This is a genomic window from Seongchinamella sediminis, from assembly GCF_003457605.1.
GTDB classification, from domain to species: Bacteria; Pseudomonadota; Gammaproteobacteria; order Pseudomonadales; family Halieaceae; genus Halioglobus; species Halioglobus sediminis.
In genome coordinates, this window is record NZ_QRAN01000014.1 from 49,902 (window position 1) to 71,602 (window position 21,701).

Here is a 21,701-nt window from a genome sequence, read left to right on the forward strand (position 1 = left end):
AACGGGGCAGCGTGTTCGCCGGGCCGGAAACTGGTATCATGCGGCGCAAACTTCGAGAACCCTTTTCCACGTGATAACCGAACACCCCATGACCCCGCTGGAGCGGCGCAGCGTCAGCTCTCTCGCTCTGTTGTACTGCTTCCGCATGCTCGGCCTGTTTATGGTGCTGCCATTGCTGGCCCTGTACGCAGTGGATTTGCCCGGGGCGGACCCCTTGACCATCGGTCTCGCACTGGGCGTCTATGGGCTGTCGCAGGCGCTGCTGCAGATTCCCCTGGGCTGGCTGTCGGACCAGGTGGGGCGCAAGCCGGTCATTATCGGTGGCTTGCTGGTGTTTGCCCTGGGCAGCGTGATTGCCGCCCTGGCTGACTCGATCTATGGGGTGGTGGCCGGGCGTGCACTGCAGGGCGCAGGCGCCATCGCCAGCACGGTAATGGCCCTGGTCGCGGACCTCACCCGCGAGGAACAGCGCACCAAGGCCATGGCCCTGGTGGGAATGAGTATCGGCCTGTCCTTCGCCATCGCCCTGGTGCTGGGTCCGGCGGTGGCTGCCGCCGGCGGCCTCGGGGCCGTGTTCTGGTTTACCGCGCTGCTCGCCGTGGCCGGCATTGCGATCGTGTTGTTCCTGGTTCCTGTCCCCCCGCGTGGCCTGCGTCACGATGACGTGGGCGCGCGCAGCGGCCTGTTCCTGCGCAGCCTGCGGGATGCGGGCCTGCTGCGGCTTAATTTTGCGGTGTTCAGCCTGCACTTTATCCTGATGGCCCTGTTCCTGGTGGTCCCCGGCCTGCTGCTGGAGGTCGCCGGCCTGGATCGGGACAGCCACTGGATCGTCTACCTGCCGGCACTGGCGCTGTCGATCGCCGGCATGGTGCCGATGATGGTGCTGGCGGAGCGCAAGGGGCGCCTGCGGGAAATGTTCCTGCTCGGTATCGCCCTGCTGATGCTGGCCATGGCAATCATGTCTGTCGCGGCGCTGCCGGTGTTGGTTTACCTGGGAATGTGGCTGTTTTTCGTCGGTTTCAATTATCTCGAAGCGACCCTGCCGTCACTGGTCAGCAAGTCTGTTTTCCAGGGCGGGAAGGGCACCGCATTGGGCATTTTTTCCACCTGCCAGTTTTTCGGCGCATTCGCCGGGGGCACGCTGGGCGGCTGGCTGGTTAAAACTGGCGGCAACAGCGCCCTGGTCATATGCTGCCTCGGTCTGGCCCTGGTCTGGCTGCTGGTGTTCCTGCCATCCCGTTCGGTGGCGACCGGGGCCGCTGCCACCACCGGGGAGTAGCCGGTGAATCCGGCCGCTGCGCTCAGCCTGTGGATGGAGCAGGCTGACCCGGGACCGCTGCTCGCCCCACTCGACGGCGACACCCGTGCCGACGTGGTCATCGCCGGCGGCGGCTATACCGGCCTGTGGACGGCCTATTACCTCAAAACCCTGGCGCCGGCGCTGGAGGTCTGCGTGCTGGAGGCACAGCGCTGTGGCTTTGGCGCCTCCGGGCGCAATGGTGGCTGGATGATGGCCGCCCTGGAAGGGGAGACCCGGCTGCTGGCTGCCCTGGACGGGGAGCGACGGGGCCGGGTCAGGGCCCTGATCCACAGCATCCTGCCCGAGGTCGAAAGCGTGCTCGCGCAGCAGGGCATTGATTGTGACTATCATCGCGGCGGTGGTATCTATGCGGCCGCCCGCTATCCCGAGCAACTCGCCCTGCAGCGTGCATTGCTCGATGACTACCGGGCGGCGGGATTTGGCGATTCTGACGTCCACTGGCTGAGCGCTGCGGAACTGGGCGCCCGGCTGCGCATTGCCGATCCGCTGGGCGGGATTTACATCCCGCATATTGCCCGTATCCAGCCGGCCAGGCTGGTGCTCGGCCTGGTTCAATGCCTGCGCCAGCTGGGTGTCCGGATATACGAGCAGTCGCCGGTAATAGGCCTCGCACCCGGCCGTATGGTGACGGCAAGGGGGGCGGTGAAGGCGCCGACCAGACTGCTGGCGCTGGAGGGCTACAGCGCCAGCCTGCCCGCCGTACGGGGGCGGGTGCTGGCGATACAGAGCCGGATCGTTGCCACCGAGCCGCTGGATGACGCCCTCTGGGATGACCTCGGCCTGGCGGGGCGCGAGGTGTTCTGTGACGCCAGCCCCCTGATCACCTATGGCCAGCGCAGTGCCGATAACCGCATGGTGTTCGGCGCCCGCGGCAGCTACCGCTTTGGCGGGGCTCCGCAGAGTGAATTCGGGGGCCGGGAACAGGAGTTCGGCGAGGTGAGGCGACTGCTGCAGGCCTGCTTCCCGCAGCTGGCGGCGGTCCCTGTCAGTCATTGCTGGGGCGGTACCCTGGGTGTTCCCCGCAGCGGTATCGCCCACGCGGTGTACGACCCGGTAACGGGCCTGGGCACCGCCGGGGGCTATTTTGGCGAGGGCGTGGGCGCCGCCAACCTCATGGCCCGTACCCTGGCGGACCAGGTGCTGGGCCGGGATACCGAACTGGCGCAGGCGCCCTGGGCCTTCTCCGGCGTTATCGAACGCAAGCTCAGGCGCTGGGAGCCGGAGCCGCTGCGCTGGCTGGGCTACCGGGCCATCGATACGATCCGCAGGCTGGAGGAAAGGCTGTACCAGCGCCAGGCGCCCGGCTGGCAGCGGCGCCCGGTGCAGGGTGCCAGCCGCTGGCTGGACCGGCGAATGACCTGAGCAGCCGGATGGCCGCATCGGATGCAAATCGGTCGCTGGCGCTGTCGCAATTCAACAGTGGGATTGCTATAGTCCTGCATTCACTGAAAACAGCTTTTTGAGATTTCAATCGAGGTAATGTATGGCTTCACGCGGCGTCAACAAGGTGATCCTGGTCGGTAACCTGGGCAATGACCCGGAAACCCGCTTCATGCCCAGTGGTGGTGCCGTGACCAACGCCAGCATCGCCACCTCGGAAACCTGGAAGGACAAGCAGACCGGGGAGCCGAAAGAGCGCACCGAGTGGCACCGGGTGGTGTTTTTCAACCGCCTTGGCGAGATCGCGGGTGAGTACCTGAAGAAGGGCTCAAAGGTCTACGTTGAGGGCTCATTGCGAACCCGCAAGTGGCAGGATCAGTCCGGTCAGGACCGCTACACCACAGAAATCGTTGCCAGTGAAATGCAAATGCTCGACAGTCGCGGTGCAGGCCAGGGTGGCGGCGACTACGGCGGTGGTGGCGGCTACAGCCAGCAGGCTCCGGCACAGGGTGGCGCGGCGCCGGCGCAGAGAGCCCCCCAGGCGGCGCCGGCCCAGGATTTCAATGACTTCGACGACGATATCCCGTTCTGAGGAATAGTCCCGGATAAACCGCAGCAAAGGCCGCTGAATCAGCGGCCTTTTCCGTTGTGGGCCTGGCGGGGCTGAGTCGGCTACCCGCCGCTGCCTGGGCCGCGGATGCACCCGGTGCAGGATTCTCCCGTGCAATCTCGGCAAAAATTGCCTGTCCAGCGCCCCCGGGGTGGAACAGTTGTGATACCTTTCCTGTTTCTTCTGGCAGTGACAGAACCCGGCGCGTGCGCGTACTCATTCTTGGATCAGACAGCCCCCTGGGGCGGGCCCTTACTGACTACATGGAAGCCCTTGGCCGCCATGAGCTGGTGTGCCTGTCGCGGGCTGCCTCGCGCTGGAAAAGTGAGCGCCAGGCCAAAAAGGCGGTGCGCCGTGCCAAGGCGGATGCGGTGGTGGATATCCGGGTAGAGGCGGTGGCCGACAGTGGCCAGGATATCGTCGACCTGGACCTGAAGCGCTGCCAGTGGGTCGCCAAGTCCTGCCTGCGCGATGATGCCTGCTACCTGTTTATTTCCAGTTCCCGGGTATTCAGCGGGGAACTCGATCGCCCCTATCATGAGGAAGATGCCCCCGACAGCAGGGAGGAGAGCGGTGTCCTGCTGGCCGCCGCCGAAGCGGTAGTGCGGCAGTATTGTGAGCGCCACCTGGTGCTCAGGTTGGGGCCTGTGTTCGCCAATGAAGGTGCCAACCTGGTCACCCGGATGCTGGGGGAAATGATCAGCGGCCAGAACCTGGTGCTGGACAACAACCTGCGCGGCTGTCCTGTGGCCTCTGTCGACGGTGCCAGGGTAATATCCGCTTTGCTGGACCAGATCAGTGCCGGTGCCGAGCTGTGGGGTACCTACCACTATTGCAGCTCGGAGACCGCCACCCATTACCAGTTCGCCGAGGCCATTCTCGCCGCGGCCTCCCAGTTTTCTGAATTCAGCCCCTCGGCGGTTGAACTGGAGCCCATGGACCCGGAGGCGCCCAGTCTCAACCGGGCGCTGGAATGCAGCAAGATCCGCAATACTTTCGCCGTGAAACAGTTGCCCTGGCGCAATGTTATCGGCGACCAGGTGAAGTGGTATTTTGAGCACCAAGAGTAAGGAGCAAGCTATGGCCAAGGCCAGCGACACCAGCCCACAGCCACTCTCAGTGGCGGTACTGACGGTTTCCGACACCCGCAATGAAAACGATGATACCTCCGGCCACTATCTGGTGGAGGCGCTGGCGGCAGCGGGCCACCGCCGGGGCGACAAGGCGATTGTGGTGGATGACATCTACCAGATCCGGGCGGTGCTGTCGCGCTGGATTGCCGATCCGGCCATCGACGCGGTGCTGGTGACCGGAGGCACCGGCTTCTCCGGCCGGGATTCAACGCCGGAAGCGGTGCGGCCCTTGTTCGACAAGGACATTGACGGTTTTGGTGAAGTATTCCGGGCCCTTTCCCACCAGGAAATTGGCTCCTCCACCATCCAGTCCCGGGCGCTGGCGGGCTTCGCCAACAACACGGTGATTTTCTGTATGCCGGGCTCCACCGGTGCCTGCAAGACGGCGTGGAACGGTATTATTCGTGAACAACTGGACAGCAGCCACCGCCCCTGCAACTTCGTCGGCGTGCTCAAGGTGCGGGGCGATTAAACGTGGCGCCACTGATGCCGGTTGACGCGGCGCTGGAACAGATACTGGCAACGGTTGACTCCACCCCCAACACGGAAAATATAGCCCTTATCGATGCGCTGGGCAGGGTGCTCGCCCAGTCGGTGGTAGCGTCGATTGACGTGCCCGGCGAAGACAACAGCGCAATGGACGGTTATGCCCTGCGCGCCGCCGATGCGCCGGGCCCCTTACCGGTGAGCCAGCGTATTGCCGCGGGCGCAACAGGTACGGCACTGGCGCCGGGCACTGCTGCCAGGATATTCACCGGCGCTCCCGTGCCCCCGGGTGCAGATGCCATCGTGATGCAGGAAAACTGCAGCGAGCGCGCCGGCGGGGTCGAGATCCAGGGTGAGGTGCGCCCGGGGCAGAATATCCGCCCCCGGGGCCAGGATATCCGCACCGGGGAGGTGGTGTTGCAGGCGGGACGCCGGTTGCGCCCGCAGGATCTGGGTTTGCTGGCCTCGCTGGGTTGCGCCCAGGTGCTGGTATACCGCCCGCTGGTGGTGGCGGTAATGTCTACCGGCGATGAACTGGTCGAGCCCGGCGGGGGGCAACTCGCGCCGGGACAGTTGTATAACTCCAACCGTTTTACCCTCGCCGGCCTGTTGACCAGGCTGGGAATGGCCGTGCTCGACCTCGGGATCATTCCCGATGATCCCGCCGCCACCGGGGAGGCCCTGACCCGTGCCGCAGGCGAGGCGGATTGTATTGTCACTTCCGGCGGTGTCTCCGTGGGCGAGGAGGATCACGTCAAGGCCCAGGTGGAGAAGCTGGGCCGGCTCGACCTGTGGAAACTGGCGATCAAGCCCGGTAAACCGCTGGCTTTTGGGGCCGTTGCGGACACCCCGTTTATCGGCCTGCCCGGTAACCCGACCTCGGTGTTTGTCACCTTCTGTCTGCTGGCCAGGCCCTTCCTGCTCAGGTTGCAGGGGGCACGGGGAGAGGCATTGCCCGAATTCCGCGCGAAGGCGGCATTTTCAGTGCCGCGCCCGGGAGTTCGCCGTGATCACCTGCGGGTCAGCCTGGAACAAACCCCCGCTGGCCTGCTCGCCAGGCCGTTTGGCAACCAGAGTTCCGGTGTGCTGAGTTCGGTAAGCCACAGTGGCGCGCTGGCGGTAGTGCCCGCCGGCACCGTGATCAGTGAAGGTGACGAGGTACAGGTGTTGCCGCTGGATCTGCTGGCCTAGCGCCGCGGGAGCGGGGCCGCTCCCGGTCGGGATCAATCTGCCAGTTTCTGGAACACCAGTGACGCGTTGGTGCCGCCGAATCCAAAGCTGTTGGACATAACCCGCTGCAGGTCGACGTTATCCTGGCGCTGGCGGGCAATGGGCAGCCCCTCCGCCTCCGGGTCCAGGTTCTCGATATTGGCGGATTCGGCGATAAAGTTGTTTTGCTGCATTAACAGGGAGTAAATGGCCTCCTGCACACCCGCGGCGCCCAGTGAATGGCCGGACAGTGACTTGGTGGAACCGACCACCGGGATTTTGCCGCGCCCTGCATAGGCCTCCCGGACCGCTTTCAGTTCCTGGATGTCTCCGGCAGGCGTTGAAGTGCCGTGGGCGTTGATGTAATCAATCTCACCCTGGACTGTGGCCAGGGCCTGCTGCATACAGCGCACGGCGCCCTCGCCGGAGGGGGCGACCATGTCGTGTCCGTCGGAGGTGGCACCGTAGCCCACCAGTTCCGCATAAATTTTCGCGCCCCGGGCCCGGGCGTGTTCCAGTTCTTCCAGTACCAGCATGCCGCCGCCACCGGCGATGACGAAGCCATCGCGATCCGCGTCGTAGGCCCGCGATGCCCGTTCCGGGGTGTCGTTGTACTTGGTGGACAGGGCGCCCATGGCGTCGAACAGGCTGGAGAGGGTCCAGTGCAGTTCTTCGCCGCCGCCGGCGAATACAATGTCCTGCTTGTCCAGCTGGATTTGCTCCATGGCGTTGCCGATGCAGTGGGCGCTGGTGGAGCAGGCGGACGAAATGGAATAGTTGACGCCCTTGATCTTGAACGGTGTCGCCAGGCAGGCGGAGACGGTGCTGCCCATGGTCTGGGTAACGCGGTAGGGGCCGACCCGGCGCAGCCCGCGCTCGCGCAGGATGTCTGCCGCCTCGGTCTGGCTGGCCGAGGAGGCGCCACCGGAGCCGGCGATAATGCCGGTGCGGACATTGGACACGTCACTGTCTTCCAGGCCGGCGTCGGCGATGGCCTGTGACATCGAGATGTAGGCGAAAGCGGCGGCGTCGCCCATGAATCGCAGCTGCTTGCGATCGATCAGGGCCGCGGTGTCGATGTCCGGGCTGCCGGCAATGTGGGAACGCATCCCCATGTCAATCTGTTCCTGGCGGGTGCTGATGCCGGATTTGCACTCGTAGAGAGAGCGGGTGACTTCCTCGGCGCTGTTGCCCAGGCAGGAAACAATGCCCAGGCCGGTGACAACTACTCTTCTGCTCATGGGTTTAGAAGGACTCCGTTGAGGTGAAAAGGCCAACGCGGAGGTCGGTCGCTGTATAGATTTCACGGCCATCGACCGAGACACTGCCATCGGCAATGCCCATGACCAGTTTGCGCTCGATGACCCGCTTCATATTAATGTTATAGACCACTTTGCTGGCGCTGGGCAGGATTTGTCCGGTGAACTTGACCTCGCCGCAGCCCAGGGCGCGACCGCGGCCCGGGTTGCCGCGCCAGCCGAGGAAGAAGCCCAGCAGCTGCCACATGGCGTCCAGGCCCAGACAGCCGGGCATTACCGGGTCCGAGGGGAAGTGGCAATCAAAGAACCAGAGATCGGGGTGGATATCCAGCTCGGCGATAATTTCACCCTTGCCGAAAGCGCCACCCTCGGAGCTGATGTGGGTTATACGGTCGAGCATCAGCATGTTGTCTACGGGAAGGCGGGCGTTACCCTCGCCAAACAGTTCGCCGTGACCACAGGCTACCAGCTCTTCCCTGGTATATGCGCTTTGTCCTGTCATGATTAATCCGTGTTGTCGGCCGGTGCCGGAGGAGCGTGCAGTGAGCGTGCCCATTCTAATGACTGGGGGCCACAAGTCCAGCACTGTAACAGCCGTTACCGGGGGGCGGTAACTGGTCAACAGGGGGCGTGTCAGATAAGATGTTTTCCCTGACAGCTTGCCTGTGCTGTCAACAGGCAGCCCCGTTCCGGCGGGCCAAGAGCAGCTCAACGCAGGAATAGCCATGTTAACTCCCGTTCTTCTATCCGGCGGCGTGGGCAGCCGGCTCTGGCCAGTGTCACGCGAGGCCCACCCGAAACAGTTCCAGCCCCTGGCCGGCGAGTTGTCCATGCTGCAGGAAACGCTCCAGCGCACCAGCGGGCTGGACGAGTCGGCGCCGGTGGTGGTCTGTAACGAGGAGCACCGCTTCATGGTTGCCGAGCAGCTGCGGCAGGTGAATCTCGATGCCAGCGCGCTCATCCTGGAACCGGCGGGGCGCAATACCGCCCCCGCGGTTGCCCTGGCGGCGCTGTATACGGCCGCCGAGGAACCACAATCGCTGTTGCTGGTCCTGCCCGCCGATCACCTCATCCAGGACGTGGCGGCGTTTGTTGCCGCCGTGGGCAAGGCAGTGCCCATGGCGCAGCAGGGCCGGCTGATGACCTTTGGCGTGGTACCCACCAGTCCTGAAACCGGCTATGGCTACATCAAGTGTGGTGAGTCACTTGCGGCGGACCTGTTCGACCTGGAGCGTTTTGTCGAGAAACCCGACGCCGCTACCGCCAGTGAGTATCTCGCCAGCGGCAACTACCTGTGGAACAGCGGGATGTTCCTGATCAGCGCCGCCGCCTACCTGGACGAACTGGGCAAGCACGCCCCGGAAATACTGGCGAGCTGCCGCGCCGCCATGGAGGCCGCCAACCGGGACATGGATTTTATTCGCCCCGACCCGGCGCTGTTCGACAGCTGCCCTGCGGACAGCATCGATTACGCGGTAATGGAACATACCGACCGCGGCGGTGTGGTATCGCTGGATTGCGGCTGGAGTGATGTCGGTGCCTGGTCCGCCCTGTGGGATGTCGCTGAACACGATGCACAGGGCAACGTCAGCCGCGGTGACGTCATTCTCGATAACTGCAGCGACAGCTACTTTTACAGCGATTCGCGGCTGCTGGCGGCCACCGGTGTCGACGGCCTGGTAGTGGTTGAAACGGCAGACGCGGTGCTGGTCGCAGACCGGGACAAGGTCCAGGACGTAAAGCGCATTGTCAATCGACTCAAGCAACAGGAGCGGCCGGAGGTGTCCCTGCACCGGCGGGTATACCGCCCCTGGGGATCCTACGAATCCCTGGTTACGGCAGACCGGTTTCAGGTAAAGCGCATCATCGTCGCCCCGGGCCAGCGGCTGTCGCTGCAAATGCACCACCACCGGGCCGAGCACTGGATCGTGGTCAGCGGCACGGCGGAAGTGACCTGTGACGACAAGGTCTTCATGCTGGCCGAGGACGAGTCAACCTATATTCCCCTGGGTACCCGGCATCGCCTGGCAAACCCCGGTCGCATTCCGCTGGAGTTGATTGAAGTGCAGTCTGGTACCTATCTCGGCGAGGACGATATTGTAAGATTTGATGACGAGTATGGACGCCAGGGCTAGGCGCGCCAGAAGGAGACCCCTATGATCAAGAAGTGCCTGTTCCCGGTTGCCGGGTATGGAACCCGCTTTCTCCCCGCTACCAAGAGCATGCCGAAAGAAATGCTGCCCGTGGTCAACAAGCCGCTGGTGCAGTACGGCGTCGAAGAAGCGATAGAGGCGGGTATGACCACCTGCGCCTTTGTCACCGGCCGGGGCAAGCGTGCCATTGCCGACCACTTTGACATCAGTTACGAGCTGGAACACCAGATTTCCGGCACCGGCAAGGAAGCCTATCTGGAAAGTATTCGCAACGTACTCGACAAGGGCATCTTTACCATGGTGCGCCAGCGGGAAATGAAGGGGCTTGGCCACGCGATTCTTACCGGGCGCTCGCTGGTCGGCAACGAACCCTTTGGCGTGCTGCTCTCGGACGACCTCTGCCTTAACGCCGGCGGCGTGGGCGTACTGGCGCAAATGGCTGAACTGTACAACCAGTTCCGCTGCTCCATTGTCGCGATACAGGAAGTGCCCATGGAAGAGGTGCACAAGTACGGCGTGATTGCCGGCGAAAGCCTCAAGGACGGCATTTACCGGGTCGATGACATGGTGGAGAAACCCGACCAGAAGGACGCCCCCTCCAACCTGGCGATTATCGGCCGCTATATCCTCACTCCCGACATCTTCGAGATCATCGAAGAGACGGAGCCTGGCGCCAACGGTGAGATTCAGCTGACCGATGCCCTGCAGATCCAGGCCAGGCGCGGGTGTGTCATGGCCTACAAATTCAAGGGCCGGCGTTTTGACTGCGGCAGCGTGCCGGGCTTTGTCGAGGCCACCAATCACGTTTACGAGAATTACTACGCCAGGGACTGAAACTGATGGCGCTGAAAAAAATTACCTGCTTCAAGGCCTACGATGTCCGCGGCCGGGTGCCTGACCAGCTCAACGAGGAGGTAGCCCGCCGTATCGGCCGGGCCTATGCCGAGGTCATCAGGCCGGGCAAGGTCGTGGTAGGCCATGATATCCGCCTTTCCAGTGAGGCTATCAAGGCGGCACTGACGGCGGGGCTGCTGGAGCAGGGCGTCGATGTCTACGACATCGGCCTGTGCGGCACCGAGGAGATCTACTTCGCCACGTCTCATGCCGGCATGGGTGGAGGCATCGCTGTCACCGCCAGCCATAACCCGAAAGACTACAACGGCATGAAATTTGTGCGCGAGGAATCGCGACCGGTGTCGGCGGATACCGGGCTCAAGGACATTCAGGCCCTTGCGGAGCGGGATGTGTTCACCCCGGCCGGGGTGGCGGGCACTCTGCATCCCCTGGACACCGACCAGGCCTACGTGGAACACCTGCTGTCCTATGTCGACGTGGCGGCGTTGAAACCGCTGAAAATCGTGGTCGATGCCGGCAACGGCGGTGCCGGCAGGGTTATCGATTTGCTGGAACCGCACCTGCCTTTCGAGTTTGTAAAACTGCACCACGAACCCGATGGCCACTTCCCCAACGGCGTTCCCAACCCGCTGTTGCCGGAAAACCGCGCCGCCGCCATCGACGCGGTGCGCAAGCACGGTGCCGACCTCGGTCTTGGCTGGGACGGGGATTTCGACCGCTGCTTCTTTTACGATGAGCGCGGTACGTTCATCGAGGGTTATTACCTGGTGGGTTTGCTGGCGGAAGCGGCCCTGCAGCGGGAACCGGGCGCCCGCATAGTTCACGACCCGCGCCTGACCTGGAACACCGTGGAGATGGTAGAGGCCGCGGGCGGGGTTCCGGTTCTCACCAAATGCGGCCATGCCTTTATCAAGGAGCGGATGCGCAGCGAAAACGCTGTCTACGGCGGCGAGATGAGCGCCCACCACTACTTCCGCGACTTCGCCTATTGCGACAGCGGCATGATTCCCTGGCTGCTGGTCACCGGTCTGGTATCCGCCGCCGGCAAGCCCCTGTCCACGCTCGTTGCCGAGCGCGTGGCGGCCTACCCCTGCTCCGGTGAGATCAACCGCAGTGTGGAGGATGCCGCCGCGGTGCTGGCGAAAGCGGAGGCCGCCTATGCGGATCAGGGCAGCGTGGACCATACCGACGGGGTCAGCGTCGACTGCGGCCAGTGGCGTTTCAACCTGCGTATGTCCAATACGGAACCGGTGGTGCGGCTGAATGTGGAGAGCCGCGGGGATGCGGCGCTGATGCGGGCGAAGACCGACGAGTTACTGGCGCTGATTGAGGCTTGAAGGCTTACCTGAACGAGTGCTTCGGGTTTCGAATGCCGGGTATTGGATGTCGCACCTTGACTGCCGGATCGGGGTCCCGGGTTTTCGATTACGGGACCGTCAAAAAGCGCACATCCATGTACAGACTCGGCTGCGCACGTCCTGTGCGCAGACGCCCCGAAATCGAAAACCCGGCACCCCGATCCTCGTTCAGTGGACTTTAGCGCTATCTTTTAGTGCGCTTTCGTCGTAGGCGACGGGCCGACGTTCCGGTATTCAATCGCTTTTAAATCTGGAATCGGGCACATAGATTGCACTGTCAGTACCAAACAGACCTGTATCTTCGCCAGCGCGAGGATGACGAGCCAAATGGTACCACCCACCGAGGCTCGGGGTTCCGGAAGTTCAATTGCGGGGCGTCCGAGGGCATGGATGCCCGAGGCCGAGCCTGGCATGGACGCCGCTTGTTGGCGGTCCCGAAATTGAACTTCCGGGACTCCGAGCCGTCAGTCAAGATGCGGGCTTGTCAGGAGGCTACTGCACCTCGGCCCATTCTTTAATCAAGCGCTCAGTCGCCGGATCCATCTCCGCATCCGAGTCATGACCGGAAAGCAAACCCAGAATCTGCCCCCCGATCTCCTTGCCCAGCTCAACCCCCCACTGGTCGAAGGAATTAATCCCCCACAGCACCCCACTGACATAAGTACGGTGCTCATAGAGCGCGATCAACGCCCCCAGCGTTGCCGGGGTCAGGGCCGCCATGGTGATGACGCTGTTGGGGCGGTTGCCGGGCATCGCCAGGTGGGGTGCCAGTTCATCTGCGCGCTGTGCATCCATGCCGCGGGACAGCAGGGATTCGCGGGCCTGTGCCACACTGCGGCCCACCATCATGGTGCGGCTCTGGGCCAGGCAGTTGGCCACCAGCCGCCGGTGTTGTTCGCTCATCCCGGTGTGGGTGGTCAGGGGCAGGATGAAGTCCGCCGGGCACAGTTCCGTGCCCTGGTGCAGTAACTGGTGGAAGGAGTGCTGGCCCATGGTGCCGGCGGAGCCCCACAGGACCGGCCCGGTGCGGTAGTCCAGCGGCTTTCCGTCCCTGCTGACCCGCTTACCGTTGCTTTCCATGGTCAGTTGCTGCAGAAAGTCGGGCAGTCTCTGCAGGTTGTTATCGTAAGGCAGAACCACATGGTTGCCAGCGCCGAAAAAGTTGACGTACCAGGCTTCCAGCAGGCCCATGACTACCGGCATGTTGGCTGCCAGCGGCGCCGAGCCGAAGTGTTCATCCATCGCGGCGGCGCCAGCGAGGAAGGCCTGGAAGTTGTCCCAGCCCACAGCGATGGCGCAGGACAGCCCCACGGCGGACCATACCGAGTAGCGGCCACCGACCCAGTCCCACATGGGCAGGCAATTGCCCGGGGAAATACCGAACTCCGCCGCCGCTTCCAGATTGCTGGTTACCGCCAGGAAATGTTTATCCAGGTCTTCATCCCGGGCGCCGGCGGTTTTCATCCACTGGCGGGCGGCGAGACTGTTGGTCAGGGTCTCCTCGGTCCGGAAGGACTTGGAACAGACAACGAACAGGGTGGAAGCCGGCTCCAGTTCCAGTAATGTGTCCTGCAGGTCCGCCGGGTCGACATTGGCCACGTAATGACAGCTGACGTTGCCCTGGTAGGGGCGCAGGGCTTCGGTGACCAGGCGCGGCCCGAGGTCCGAGCCGCCGATGCCGATATTGACCACGTCGGTGATGGGGCGGCCGGAAAAACCGGCGTGCTGGCCCGCGTTCAGGCGCTCGCTCCACTGGCGCATGGTATCGCGGGCCTTACAGACTTCCGTGAACCTGTCGCCGAGACCGCCAGCGCTGCCAGCGCGTAACAGGGTATGCAGGGCGGGGCGGTTCTCGGTGTTGTTGACCTCCGCGCCAGCGAGCAGGCCGGCGATGGCGGTCTCCATTTTCGCCTCGACGGCCAGTTGCAGCAGTGCCTGCAGCGCCGTTCGGTCCAGCAGGTGCTTGCTGTAGTCCAGCTGCAGGCCGGCGGCGGCCAGGGTGAAATCGGTCGCCCGCCGCGGATCCTCGGCCAACAGGGCGCTAACGGATGCGGTGTGCATTGTGGTGGCGAGTGTTCGGGTTTCCTCGTGGGAGGGCAGTTGCGAAAACAGAGGAGTGGCAGCCATTGCCGGTATCCTTTTGGGTCACTGCGGTGAGTCAGTGTTTGCCGCACGCTGTGATTGTAGTGGTATGCGCGCGTGCTGTGGGTTGCCTCAGGGCTCTGGCAGTATATGAACTGTCGCTGGCGGGTGCAAACGCCAGCGACGGCGGGTCAGTGATTGCGGTTGATGGATAGCGCGGTAATCGCCTGCAGGGCGCTGCGGGCGGCGCTGTCGTCCAGGGAATGGAGTTCCGCCAGCGCCAGGTCGTGGTAGTGGCGGGCCTGTTGCCGGGTGTAATCAATGGCGCCGCAGCGCTGAACCGCTGCCAGCACCTGGGTAATATCGTCAGCGGTCTTTTCGGTGATGGCCCTGTTGACGACTGCCTGCTCCTCGCTGCTGCCGTGTTGCAGGGTGTAAATCAGGGGCAGGGTGGGTTTGCCCTCGGTGAGATCGTCGCCGACGTTCTTGCCCATGGCGGCCGGATCGCCCTCATAGTCCAGGACATCATCGATCATCTGGAACGCGATACCCAGGTTGAGGCCGAAACGGCGCATGGCCTGGCGGGTGTCCTCATCGGCACCGCAGAGGGTGGCGGCGCCGTAGCAGCCGGCGGCAAACAGGATGGCGGTCTTGCGGGTGATGACATCCAGGTACTGTTGTTCCGTGGTCCCGGCGTTGCCCGCCCGCACCAGTTGCAGTACCTCGCCCTCTGCAATGGTGTTGGTGGTGTCGGCCATGTAGCGCAGGATTTCGCTATCCGCCAGCTGTACCATCAACTGGAAGGCCCGGGTGTAGAGAAAGTCGCCCACCAGCACCGAGGGAGCGTTGCCGAATTCGGCGTTGGCGGTGGGTCGGCCGCGGCGCAGGGTGGAGATGTCCACCACGTCGTCATGCAGCAGGGTAGCGGTGTGGATGAACTCGATCACTGCCGCGAACGTGATTTGCGGCCCCTCACAGCGGCGCAGGGCCGCGGCTGTCAGCAGCACCAGCAGCGGACGCAGGCGCTTGCCGCCGGCATCGACAATGTAGTGGCCGATGTTTTCCACCATGTCCACATCCGACTGGAGTTGTTCGATAATAAGCTGGTTGACCTGCTCGAACTCGGCGGCGACGGCGGAACGTATTTCTTGCATAGGGAGGACAGTCGTTAAGTGCTCGCGCATGCTAGGGGTACTGCAGTTGCGCTGTCAAGGTCGGCCGGCTGGCGGAGTGTCGCAAGCCCTTGTTTTCAGTTGAAAATAAACCTTGCTGCAGGGGGTGGTTTTCAGTAAAATCGCCGCCCTCTGACCCCTGCTGCATCAGCTGCAGGCGGTTACAAGTATTTATTTAACTGTTTGTGCCTGGCTCTGCCCCCTTGATTTACAAGGGATTTTCCCAAAAGCGAGCAGGCTAACTGAACGGAGTGAAACATGTACGCAGTAATCGAAGCCGGTGGCAAGCAGCACCGCGTGATTGAGGGTGAAACCCTAAAGCTGGAAAAAATTGAAGCCGCCACTGGTGAAACCGTCGAATTCGACAAGGTTCTGCTGGTTGGCAGCGGTGAAGACGTCAAGATTGGCAAGCCGGTTGTCGACGGTTCCAGGGTCACTGCTGAGGTGGTAGGCCACGGCCGCCACAAAAAAGTAAAGATTGTTAAATTTAACCGCCGTAAGCACCATCGGAAAGAAACTGGCCACCGCCAGTGGTTCACCGAAGTGAAAATTACCGGTATCTCGGCGTAAAGGAGGATTTGGATAATGGCTCATAAGAAAGCTGGTGGTAGTACTCGTAACGGACGCGATTCCGAGAGTAAACGCCTTGGTGTAAAGCGTTTCGGTGGCCAGGAAGTCCTGGCAGGCAATATCCTCGTGCGCCAGCGTGGCACCAAATTCCACGCGGGTGAGAACGTGGGTATGGGCAAGGACCACACCCTGTTCGCCCTGTCCAACGGCAAGGTTGAATTCGTGACCCGCGGCCCCAGGAGCCGCAAGTACGTTCAGGTGGTGAGCGCCTGATCGCGCTGCTCGCGATTAAGACCAAAAAGCCTCGTCAATTGACGGGGCTTTTTTTTATATAATGATTTCAGGATGTCGGGCAGACTCCGGAGGCGGGGCGCAGTGTAATTCCGGAAACAAGGCAGAGAAAGATGAAATTCGTAGATGAAGCAAGTATCACCGTATACGCCGGCAAGGGCGGCAACGGCTGCCTGAGTTTCCGGCGGGAAAAATACATCGCCAAGGGCGGCCCCGATGGCGGCGACGGCGGTGATGGCGGCAGCGTTATTCTGGAAGGCGACGACAATCTCAATACCATGGTCGACTACCGCTTTGTCCGCAGTTACCGGGCCGAGAGCGGTGAGGCCGGTAAAGGCAAGAACTGCACCGGCAAGAAAGGTGAGGACCTGGTGCTCAAGGTGCCGGTGGGCACCACCGTGCTGGACGAGGACACCGGAGAGATTCTCGGTGATATCCAGTCCTGCGGACAGCGGCTCAAGGTCGCCCAGGGCGGTTACCACGGCCTGGGCAATACCCGCTTCAAGTCCAGTACCAACCGCGCGCCGCGGCAAACCACGCCCGGTACCGAGGGCGAAGTGCGCTCGCTCAAGCTGGAACTGAAAGTGCTGGCGGATGTCGGCCTGCTGGGCTTGCCCAACGCCGGCAAGTCGACCCTGATCCGCGCAGTGTCAGCGGCCAAACCGAAAGTGGCGGACTATCCCTTTACCACCCTGGTGCCCAACCTGGGGGTGGTCAAGGTGGAGCCCCACCGCAGTTTCGTGATTGCCGATATTCCCGGGCTGATCGAGGGCGCCTCGGAAGGCGCGGGCCTGGGCATACGCTTCCTCAAACACCTGACCCGCAACCGGATTCTCCTGCATATTATCGACATGGCGCCCTATGACGGTGTCGAGCCCGCCGATGCAGCACTGGCAATTGCCGGCGAGCTGGGGCGGTTCAGCCCGACACTGGCCGGGCGGGAACGCTGGCTGGTACTGAACAAGACTGACCTGGTGGATGCGCAGACCCTGGCACGGCGGCGGGCCGCCGTGCTCGAGGCGCTTGACTGGCAGGGCCCGGTCTATGAGATTTCTGCCATCCGGGGGCAGGGCACAGACGCTCTCTGCGGTGATCTGATGACTTACCTGGAGGAACTGCGCGAGCGGGAAGCGGCGGACCCGGAACTGGCCGAGGTCGATGTTCGCCTGCAGCAGCAGATGCAGGAAGAGGCCCGCCAGCGCATTGCCGAGTTGCGGGCCTCGCGCCGGCGCGGTCCCGAGGTCGAGAAGGATGACGACGACTGGGACGATGATGACTATGACGTGGATGTAGAGTACGTGCCCTGACATGAGTGACAGATCGGAAATCGCCGCCAGCCGCCGCTGGGTGGTGAAAGTCGGCAGCGCGCTGCTGACCAATGATGGCCGCGGCCTCGACGACGACATGATCCGCGGCCTGGTGGCCCAGCTTGCGGCGCTGCGCCAGCGCGGCTGTGAGGTGGTGCTGGTTTCCAGCGGCGCGGTTGCCGCCGGGGTCGTGCGCCTGGGTATGTCCGCCAGGCCCCACCTGTTGCACGAACTGCAGGCGGCGGCTGCCGCCGGTCAGTCGGTACTGGTGCAGAGCTATGAGAACGCATTCCGGGAGCGCGGCATTGTGTCCGCCCAGGTCCTGCTGGGGCACGACGACGTTATCGCCCGCGACCGCTACCTCAACGCCCGGGGAACCCTCAACACCCTGTTGCGGCTGGGCGTGGTACCGGTGGTGAACGAAAATGACACGGTGGTGACCGAGGAAATCCGCTTTGGTGACAACGATACCCTGGGCGCCCTGGTGGCCAACCTGATCGATGCCGATGCCCTGTTACTGTTGACCGATCAGCAGGGGCTCTATGAGGAGGACCCACGCCAGAATCCCGCTGCCCAGCTGGTGCGCAGCGCTGAGGTCAACGCCCCGGAACTGGACGCCATGGCGGGCGAGGGCGGTGCCCTGGGGCGCGGTGGTATGGTCACCAAGTTGCGCGCGGCACGCCTGGCGGCGCGCTCGGGCACGGAAACGGTGATCGCCAGCGGCCGGGTGGCCGACGTGGTCGCCGAGGTCACCTCTGGCGCCGATATCGGCACCTGGCTGCGTACCGGCAAGCAGCCCCAGAATGCCCGCAAGCAGTGGCTGGCGAGCATGGTCCAGATCCAGGGCAGCCTGGAGCTGGATGCCGGTGCGGTGAAAGTATTGCGGGAGTCAGGTCGCAGCCTGTTGCCGGTAGGTGTGCGCGGCGTGCATGGGCATTTTGCCCGTGGCGACATGGTATCCTGCCGCGATGGTGAAGGCCGGGAAATCGCCCGCGGGCTGGTCAATTACAGCGCCGCGGAAACCCGGCGCATTATGGGTTCAGCCTCGGCCGATATCGAGCAGATTCTTGGTTACGCCGGTGATGAGGAACTGGTGCACCGGGACAACCTGGTCCTGGTGTAGTCTGCGCTCCCGGCTTCAGCTCAGCCAGCGCCCGAGGGGCGTTTTCACCCACAGCAAATTCATCAGCTTTTTCATCCCCTCGGCGCTTTTGGCGCTGTAGGGATAGCCATTCTGCAGCTTGCCGCTGAAGCGATCGATGACGATGGGCATTTCGTGGCAGTAGCCGCGCAGGCCTTTCTTGCCGTTCACCTGGCCCACCCCGGAATGTTTCCTGCCGCCGAAGGGGGCAGCGGGAATGCCGTAGCTGAGTGCCATGTCATTGACCGAGCAGGCGCCGGTATCGATGGCGGCCGCCAGGGCATAGCCCTTGTTCTTGTCCCGGGTCCAGACATTGCCATTGAGGCCGAACTCGGAGTCATTGGCCAGCTGCAGGGCTTCCTCTTCTGACTGGACCTTCTGGATGCAGAGGATGGGGCCAAAGGTCTCCAGCCGCATGATGTCCATGCTGTTGTTTACGTCTGTCATCACCGTGGGTTCGTAGTACAGCCCTGGCAGGTCAGGGTTGCGGCGGCCGCCCATGAGAACAGTGGCGCCCCTGGCGCGGGCGTCTTCCACATGGGCCTCGATGATGGCCATCTGCTTGTCCCAGAACACCGCGCCGATATCCTCATCCCAGCCGTACTCGGGGCCCTGGCGCAGGCCCTTGCCTTTGTCCAGCACCAGTTGCAGGAACTCGTCGTATACCGATTCCACCACGTAAATGCGCTCTGTTCCGCAACAGTAGTGGCCGGTATTCATGCAGGATCCTACCCAGGCGCCGTCGGCGGCCCGGTCCAGGTCGGCATCGGCGCAGACGATCATGGCGTCATTCCCGCCCAGTTCCAGGGTGCAGGGAATCAGCTGCTCGGCGCAGGCCACGGCCACAGACCTGCCGGTGGCGACGCTGCCGGTAAACGACACCTTGTCGACACCGCCGCGGACAATGGCTGCGCCCGTCTCGCCGTCGCCCAGCAGTACCTGCAGCACACCTTCCGGCAGTCCTGCCTGGAGGAAGATGTCCTCTGCCAGCTTGCCTGAATAGGGGGTGACTTCCGAGCCCTTGGCCACTACCGTGTTGCCCGCCAGCAGCGCCTGGCAGGCCTGGTTCATCAGCAGTACAAAAGGACCGTTCCAGGGGGTGATAAGGCCGACCACGCCCAGCGGTTTGTAGACAATGCGCAACTGCTTCATCAGGCCCAGCAGGCCATGTACCTTGCGCTTGCGCGGTGCCAGGAACTTCTCCGCGTTCCTGGCGTAATAGCAGAGCTGGTCGGCCACCGAGAAGATTTCCATGCTCATGGCGTCGGTGCGCGCCTTGCCGGTTTCCCGCACCACTGTGTCGATGATCTCGTCCTGGCGGGCAAGCAGGATTTTCAAGGCCCGGTCGACAATGGCGGCGCGCGCTTTCATGCTGGTGTTGGCCCAGGCCGGCTGGGCCTGGCGGGCCTTGCGGATCGCGGCGGCAACGTCCTCGGTACTGGCGCAGATCAGTTCACCAATGGGTTCCAGGGTCACCGGGCTGCGCAGCTGCAGGTGGCGGCGTGAATCGCTGGACGCTATGGGTTCGTAAAGCGACATGACTTGCTCCGTCGGTGAATGCCAGAGCACTCAAACTAATGGTCATTAGCCTGCGGGTCAATGGTCGTTTCCGGCATCCACCAGTGACCAAAGCAGTCATTGTTCACAGGCTTTTCTGGGCGCCGACGGCCCGAATGTGAAATAATTGGCGGTTTGGTTGTCCCCGGTTCCGGCCCCTTATGCACGCGTCATCCACGCTCACCCTGATCGCCTATTGCCTCGCTATTGCCGGATTCTCGCTGGTAGGCGGGCTGCTACCCAACTGGGTGAAGATGACCCACACCCGGACCCAGCTGGTGATGAGCCTGGTCTCGGGGCTGATGCTGGGCGTGGCTTTTTACCACCTGCTGCCACACAGCATAGCCATGGCGGGCAGCGCCGGGGCCGTAGACAGCGCAGTCTGGTGGCTGATGATCGGCCTGATTACCATGCTGCTGCTATTGCGTATGTTCCACTTTCACCAGCACGATTTCAGCTCGGAAGAGCATCGGCACCACGATCATCATCTTCCCCACGAGCACCCGCATGCGGCCCACAGGCTGAGCTGGATTGGTATCGCCCTGGGGCTGGCGCTGCACACGCTGATCGACGGGGTCGCCCTTGGCGCGGTGATGCTGGGGGAGAGCGCTTCCGGTTCCGGCGCCGCCATGGCGGGAGTCGGTGTGTTCCTCGCTATTCTGTTGCACAAACCGCTGGACGCCATGTCCATCACCACCATTATGGAAGCCGGCGGCTGGAATCGCAGTGCCCGCACGCTCACCAACCTGCTGTTCGCCCTGATGTGTCCGCTGGGTGCGCTGCTGTTTTACTTCGGCGTCGACCTCTTCGCCGCGTCCCGCGATGTGGTTGTCGCTGCCTCGCTGGCATTTTCCGCCGGCGCCTTTATTTGTATCGCCCTGTCCGATCTGCTGCCCGAGGTCCACTTTCACAGCCACGATCGCGGCAAATTGACCCTGGCCTTCCTGCTCGGTATTGTCATTGCCTACGGCATCGGCCTGGTGGAACCAGCCGGCGTTCATCACGGTTGAGGAGGCCGGGCAGGCATGGCTGCAGTCAAACGAATCATTTATCCGCCGATGTGGCTGGCGCTGGGGATCATCGCCCAGTTCGTATGCAACGAATATTACCCGGGCAACCGTTTCACCAGTGCCGGCGGGCAAATGGCGGGTAGCCTGGTGCTGTTACTGGGTCTGGTCCTGCTGGTGCTGGCGGGGGGGCTGTTCAAACGGGCCGATACCGACCTGATACCGTTCCGGGAAGTTCGCGCGCTGGTTACCACCGGGGTGTATCGCTACAGTCGCAACCCCATGTACCTGGGCATGGCCCTGGTGTTGCTGGGCTGCGCCGTGCTGCTCGGTGTTGCCACTGCCTTTGCGGTACCGTTGGTTTTCATGGTCATTATCCAGTACCGCTTTATCCTGCCGGAAGAGCAGCTGTTGCGGGACACATTTCCCGAGGATTTCCCCGCCTATTGCCGGCGGGTCAGGCGCTGGATCTAGGGCCTGCCGAGAAAGGCCTCGGCCTCCGCCACTCCACCCAGGTTGGTGACCTTGGTGTAGCCCCGGTGCAGCAGGCGTTCACGGGCGATTTCGGCGCGGCGACCACTGCCGCAATAGAGGTAGATGGGCCGGTCCCTGTCCTCTGTCAGTTTGACGATGCCCGCCTCGATACCGTCGTAGGGAATCAGCACTGCGTCCTCCACGTGCCCCGCCTGGTATTCCGCCGGTGAACGGGTGTCGATGATAAGCGCGTTTGCTTCCGGCTGGGCCCATGACAGGGTGCCGCCGAGGGCAAGCACCAGCGTCAGTAGCAGTTGTGGGAAATGAGTCATGATG

At 63.1% G+C, this 21,701-nt stretch carries 21 protein-coding genes; 15 read left to right on the forward strand and 6 right to left on the reverse strand.

Annotated features, from left to right (window positions below; translation table 11 throughout):
* Positions 1-70 precede the first annotated feature (70 nt).
* From DWB85_RS13325 to DWB85_RS13350, 6 genes are all read left to right on the forward strand, one after another.
* The gene (locus tag DWB85_RS13325; protein ID WP_239017327.1) at positions 71-1,279 is read left to right on the forward strand and encodes an MFS transporter; all 1,209 of its coding nucleotides are present in this window, start codon (positions 71-73) and stop codon (positions 1,277-1,279) included.
* Positions 1,280-1,282: 3 nt separating this feature from the next.
* On the forward strand, positions 1,283-2,683 hold the full coding sequence (locus DWB85_RS13330; protein ID WP_239017328.1) for an NAD(P)/FAD-dependent oxidoreductase: 1,401 nt from the start codon (positions 1,283-1,285) through the stop codon (positions 2,681-2,683).
* A 121-nt stretch (positions 2,684-2,804) separates the two neighbouring features.
* Positions 2,805-3,293, forward strand: coding sequence for a single-stranded DNA-binding protein (gene ssb, locus DWB85_RS13335; RefSeq protein WP_117955501.1), 489 nt, complete (start codon positions 2,805-2,807; stop codon positions 3,291-3,293).
* Positions 3,294-3,517: 224 nt separating this feature from the next.
* Complete coding sequence (locus tag DWB85_RS13340; RefSeq protein WP_162846118.1) at positions 3,518-4,381, forward strand: SDR family oxidoreductase; 864 nt, start codon at positions 3,518-3,520, stop codon at positions 4,379-4,381.
* Between the two features lie 10 nt (positions 4,382-4,391).
* Positions 4,392-4,916, forward strand: a complete 525-nt coding sequence (gene moaB, locus DWB85_RS13345) for a molybdenum cofactor biosynthesis protein B (RefSeq protein WP_117955505.1) — start codon at positions 4,392-4,394, stop codon at positions 4,914-4,916.
* Between the two features lie 2 nt (positions 4,917-4,918).
* On the forward strand, positions 4,919-6,121 hold the full coding sequence (locus DWB85_RS13350) for a molybdopterin molybdotransferase MoeA (protein WP_239017329.1): 1,203 nt from the start codon (positions 4,919-4,921) through the stop codon (positions 6,119-6,121).
* Between the two features lie 32 nt (positions 6,122-6,153).
* On the opposite strand, the gene fabB is transcribed toward DWB85_RS13350, so the two are convergent.
* Both fabB and fabA read right to left on the reverse strand, forming a co-directional pair.
* Positions 6,154-7,380: a beta-ketoacyl-ACP synthase I gene (fabB, locus tag DWB85_RS13355; protein ID WP_117955507.1), complete on the reverse strand. Its 1,227-nt coding sequence runs from the start codon at positions 7,378-7,380 to the stop codon at positions 6,154-6,156.
* A 4-nt stretch (positions 7,381-7,384) separates the two neighbouring features.
* Positions 7,385-7,900 (reverse strand): 3-hydroxyacyl-[acyl-carrier-protein] dehydratase FabA, encoded by a 516-nt coding sequence (gene fabA, locus DWB85_RS13360; RefSeq protein WP_117955509.1) that lies wholly within the window; start codon positions 7,898-7,900, stop codon positions 7,385-7,387.
* A 223-nt stretch (positions 7,901-8,123) separates the two neighbouring features.
* Here fabA and DWB85_RS13365 point away from each other — a divergent pair, with 223 nt between their 5' ends.
* The 3 genes from DWB85_RS13365 to DWB85_RS13375 are packed head-to-tail and all read left to right on the forward strand — an operon-like array spanning position 8,124 to position 11,743.
* Positions 8,124-9,533 carry a mannose-1-phosphate guanylyltransferase/mannose-6-phosphate isomerase gene (locus DWB85_RS13365; protein ID WP_117955511.1) on the forward strand — a complete coding sequence of 470 codons (1,410 nt, stop codon included), beginning with the start codon at positions 8,124-8,126 and terminating at the stop codon, positions 9,531-9,533.
* 21 nt (positions 9,534-9,554) lie between these two features.
* On the forward strand, positions 9,555-10,385 hold the full coding sequence (galU, locus tag DWB85_RS13370; protein ID WP_117955513.1) for a UTP--glucose-1-phosphate uridylyltransferase GalU: 831 nt from the start codon (positions 9,555-9,557) through the stop codon (positions 10,383-10,385).
* A 5-nt stretch (positions 10,386-10,390) separates the two neighbouring features.
* Complete coding sequence (locus DWB85_RS13375; RefSeq protein WP_275400479.1) at positions 10,391-11,743, forward strand: phosphohexomutase domain-containing protein; 1,353 nt, start codon at positions 10,391-10,393, stop codon at positions 11,741-11,743.
* Between the two features lie 513 nt (positions 11,744-12,256).
* Here DWB85_RS13375 and pgi read toward each other — a convergent pair.
* Entirely contained in the window at positions 12,257-13,891 is a 1,635-nt protein-coding gene (gene pgi / locus DWB85_RS13380; protein WP_117955515.1) for a glucose-6-phosphate isomerase, read from the reverse strand.
* Positions 13,892-14,037: 146 nt separating this feature from the next.
* Positions 14,038-15,000: a polyprenyl synthetase family protein gene (locus tag DWB85_RS13385; protein ID WP_117955517.1), complete on the reverse strand. Its 963-nt coding sequence runs from the start codon at positions 14,998-15,000 to the stop codon at positions 14,038-14,040.
* A gap of 276 nt (positions 15,001-15,276) precedes the next feature.
* On the opposite strand from DWB85_RS13385, the gene rplU reads away from it, so the two are divergent.
* The 4 genes from rplU (at position 15,277) to proB (ending at position 18,309) form a co-directional block, all read left to right on the forward strand.
* A complete protein-coding gene (gene rplU, locus DWB85_RS13390) occupies positions 15,277-15,588 on the forward strand; it encodes a 50S ribosomal protein L21 (protein ID WP_117955519.1) in 312 nt (103 codons plus the stop codon).
* 15 nt (positions 15,589-15,603) lie between these two features.
* The gene (gene rpmA / locus DWB85_RS13395) at positions 15,604-15,861 is read left to right on the forward strand and encodes a 50S ribosomal protein L27 (RefSeq protein WP_117955521.1); all 258 of its coding nucleotides are present in this window, start codon (positions 15,604-15,606) and stop codon (positions 15,859-15,861) included.
* A gap of 131 nt (positions 15,862-15,992) precedes the next feature.
* On the forward strand, positions 15,993-17,186 hold the full coding sequence (gene cgtA / locus DWB85_RS13400) for an Obg family GTPase CgtA (protein WP_117955524.1): 1,194 nt from the start codon (positions 15,993-15,995) through the stop codon (positions 17,184-17,186).
* Position 17,187: 1 nt separating this feature from the next.
* Positions 17,188-18,309: a glutamate 5-kinase gene (gene proB, locus DWB85_RS13405; RefSeq protein WP_117955526.1), complete on the forward strand. Its 1,122-nt coding sequence runs from the start codon at positions 17,188-17,190 to the stop codon at positions 18,307-18,309.
* Between the two features lie 15 nt (positions 18,310-18,324).
* Here proB and DWB85_RS13410 read toward each other — a convergent pair whose 3' ends face one another.
* Entirely contained in the window at positions 18,325-19,866 is a 1,542-nt protein-coding gene (locus DWB85_RS13410) for an aldehyde dehydrogenase family protein (RefSeq protein ID WP_117955529.1), read from the reverse strand.
* Positions 19,867-20,045: 179 nt separating this feature from the next.
* Between DWB85_RS13410 and DWB85_RS13415 the strand changes: the two genes are divergently transcribed.
* Both DWB85_RS13415 and DWB85_RS13420 read left to right on the forward strand, forming a co-directional pair.
* Positions 20,046-20,894, forward strand: coding sequence for a ZIP family metal transporter (locus DWB85_RS13415; protein ID WP_117955531.1), 849 nt, complete (start codon positions 20,046-20,048; stop codon positions 20,892-20,894).
* Between the two features lie 15 nt (positions 20,895-20,909).
* On the forward strand, positions 20,910-21,365 hold the full coding sequence (locus tag DWB85_RS13420; RefSeq protein WP_117955534.1) for a methyltransferase family protein: 456 nt from the start codon (positions 20,910-20,912) through the stop codon (positions 21,363-21,365).
* Here DWB85_RS13420 and DWB85_RS13425 read toward each other — a convergent pair.
* Entirely contained in the window at positions 21,362-21,697 is a 336-nt protein-coding gene (locus DWB85_RS13425; protein ID WP_117955536.1) for a rhodanese-like domain-containing protein, read from the reverse strand. The two genes, DWB85_RS13420 and DWB85_RS13425, sit on opposite strands and share 4 nt — an antisense overlap.
* Between the last annotated feature and the right edge of the window lie 4 nt (positions 21,698-21,701).

What these genes read in the sequence shown, in the direction of transcription:
- fabA (WP_117955509.1), bottom strand. Translation starts at nt 7,900, where the DNA reads ATGACAGGACAAAGCGCATATACCAGGGAAGAGCTGGTAGCCTGTGGT.
- DWB85_RS13425 (WP_117955536.1), bottom strand. Translation starts at nt 21,697, where the DNA reads ATGACTCATTTCCCACAACTGCTACTGACGCTGGTGCTTGCCCTCGGC.
- DWB85_RS13420 (WP_117955534.1), top strand. Translation starts at nt 20,910, where the DNA reads ATGGCTGCAGTCAAACGAATCATTTATCCGCCGATGTGGCTGGCGCTG.
- pgi (WP_117955515.1), bottom strand. Translation starts at nt 13,891, where the DNA reads ATGGCTGCCACTCCTCTGTTTTCGCAACTGCCCTCCCACGAGGAAACC.
- proB (WP_117955526.1), top strand. Translation starts at nt 17,188, where the DNA reads ATGAGTGACAGATCGGAAATCGCCGCCAGCCGCCGCTGGGTGGTGAAA.
- fabB (WP_117955507.1), bottom strand. Translation starts at nt 7,380, where the DNA reads ATGAGCAGAAGAGTAGTTGTCACCGGCCTGGGCATTGTTTCCTGCCTG.
- DWB85_RS13365 (WP_117955511.1), top strand. Translation starts at nt 8,124, where the DNA reads ATGTTAACTCCCGTTCTTCTATCCGGCGGCGTGGGCAGCCGGCTCTGG.
- galU (WP_117955513.1), top strand. Translation starts at nt 9,555, where the DNA reads ATGATCAAGAAGTGCCTGTTCCCGGTTGCCGGGTATGGAACCCGCTTT.
- DWB85_RS13415 (WP_117955531.1), top strand. Translation starts at nt 20,046, where the DNA reads ATGCACGCGTCATCCACGCTCACCCTGATCGCCTATTGCCTCGCTATT.
- DWB85_RS13375 (WP_275400479.1), top strand. Translation starts at nt 10,391, where the DNA reads ATGGCGCTGAAAAAAATTACCTGCTTCAAGGCCTACGATGTCCGCGGC.
- DWB85_RS13385 (WP_117955517.1), bottom strand. Translation starts at nt 15,000, where the DNA reads ATGCAAGAAATACGTTCCGCCGTCGCCGCCGAGTTCGAGCAGGTCAAC.
- rplU (WP_117955519.1), top strand. Translation starts at nt 15,277, where the DNA reads ATGTACGCAGTAATCGAAGCCGGTGGCAAGCAGCACCGCGTGATTGAG.
- ssb (WP_117955501.1), top strand. Translation starts at nt 2,805, where the DNA reads ATGGCTTCACGCGGCGTCAACAAGGTGATCCTGGTCGGTAACCTGGGC.
- rpmA (WP_117955521.1), top strand. Translation starts at nt 15,604, where the DNA reads ATGGCTCATAAGAAAGCTGGTGGTAGTACTCGTAACGGACGCGATTCC.
- moaB (WP_117955505.1), top strand. Translation starts at nt 4,392, where the DNA reads ATGGCCAAGGCCAGCGACACCAGCCCACAGCCACTCTCAGTGGCGGTA.
- cgtA (WP_117955524.1), top strand. Translation starts at nt 15,993, where the DNA reads ATGAAATTCGTAGATGAAGCAAGTATCACCGTATACGCCGGCAAGGGC.
- DWB85_RS13410 (WP_117955529.1), bottom strand. Translation starts at nt 19,866, where the DNA reads ATGTCGCTTTACGAACCCATAGCGTCCAGCGATTCACGCCGCCACCTG.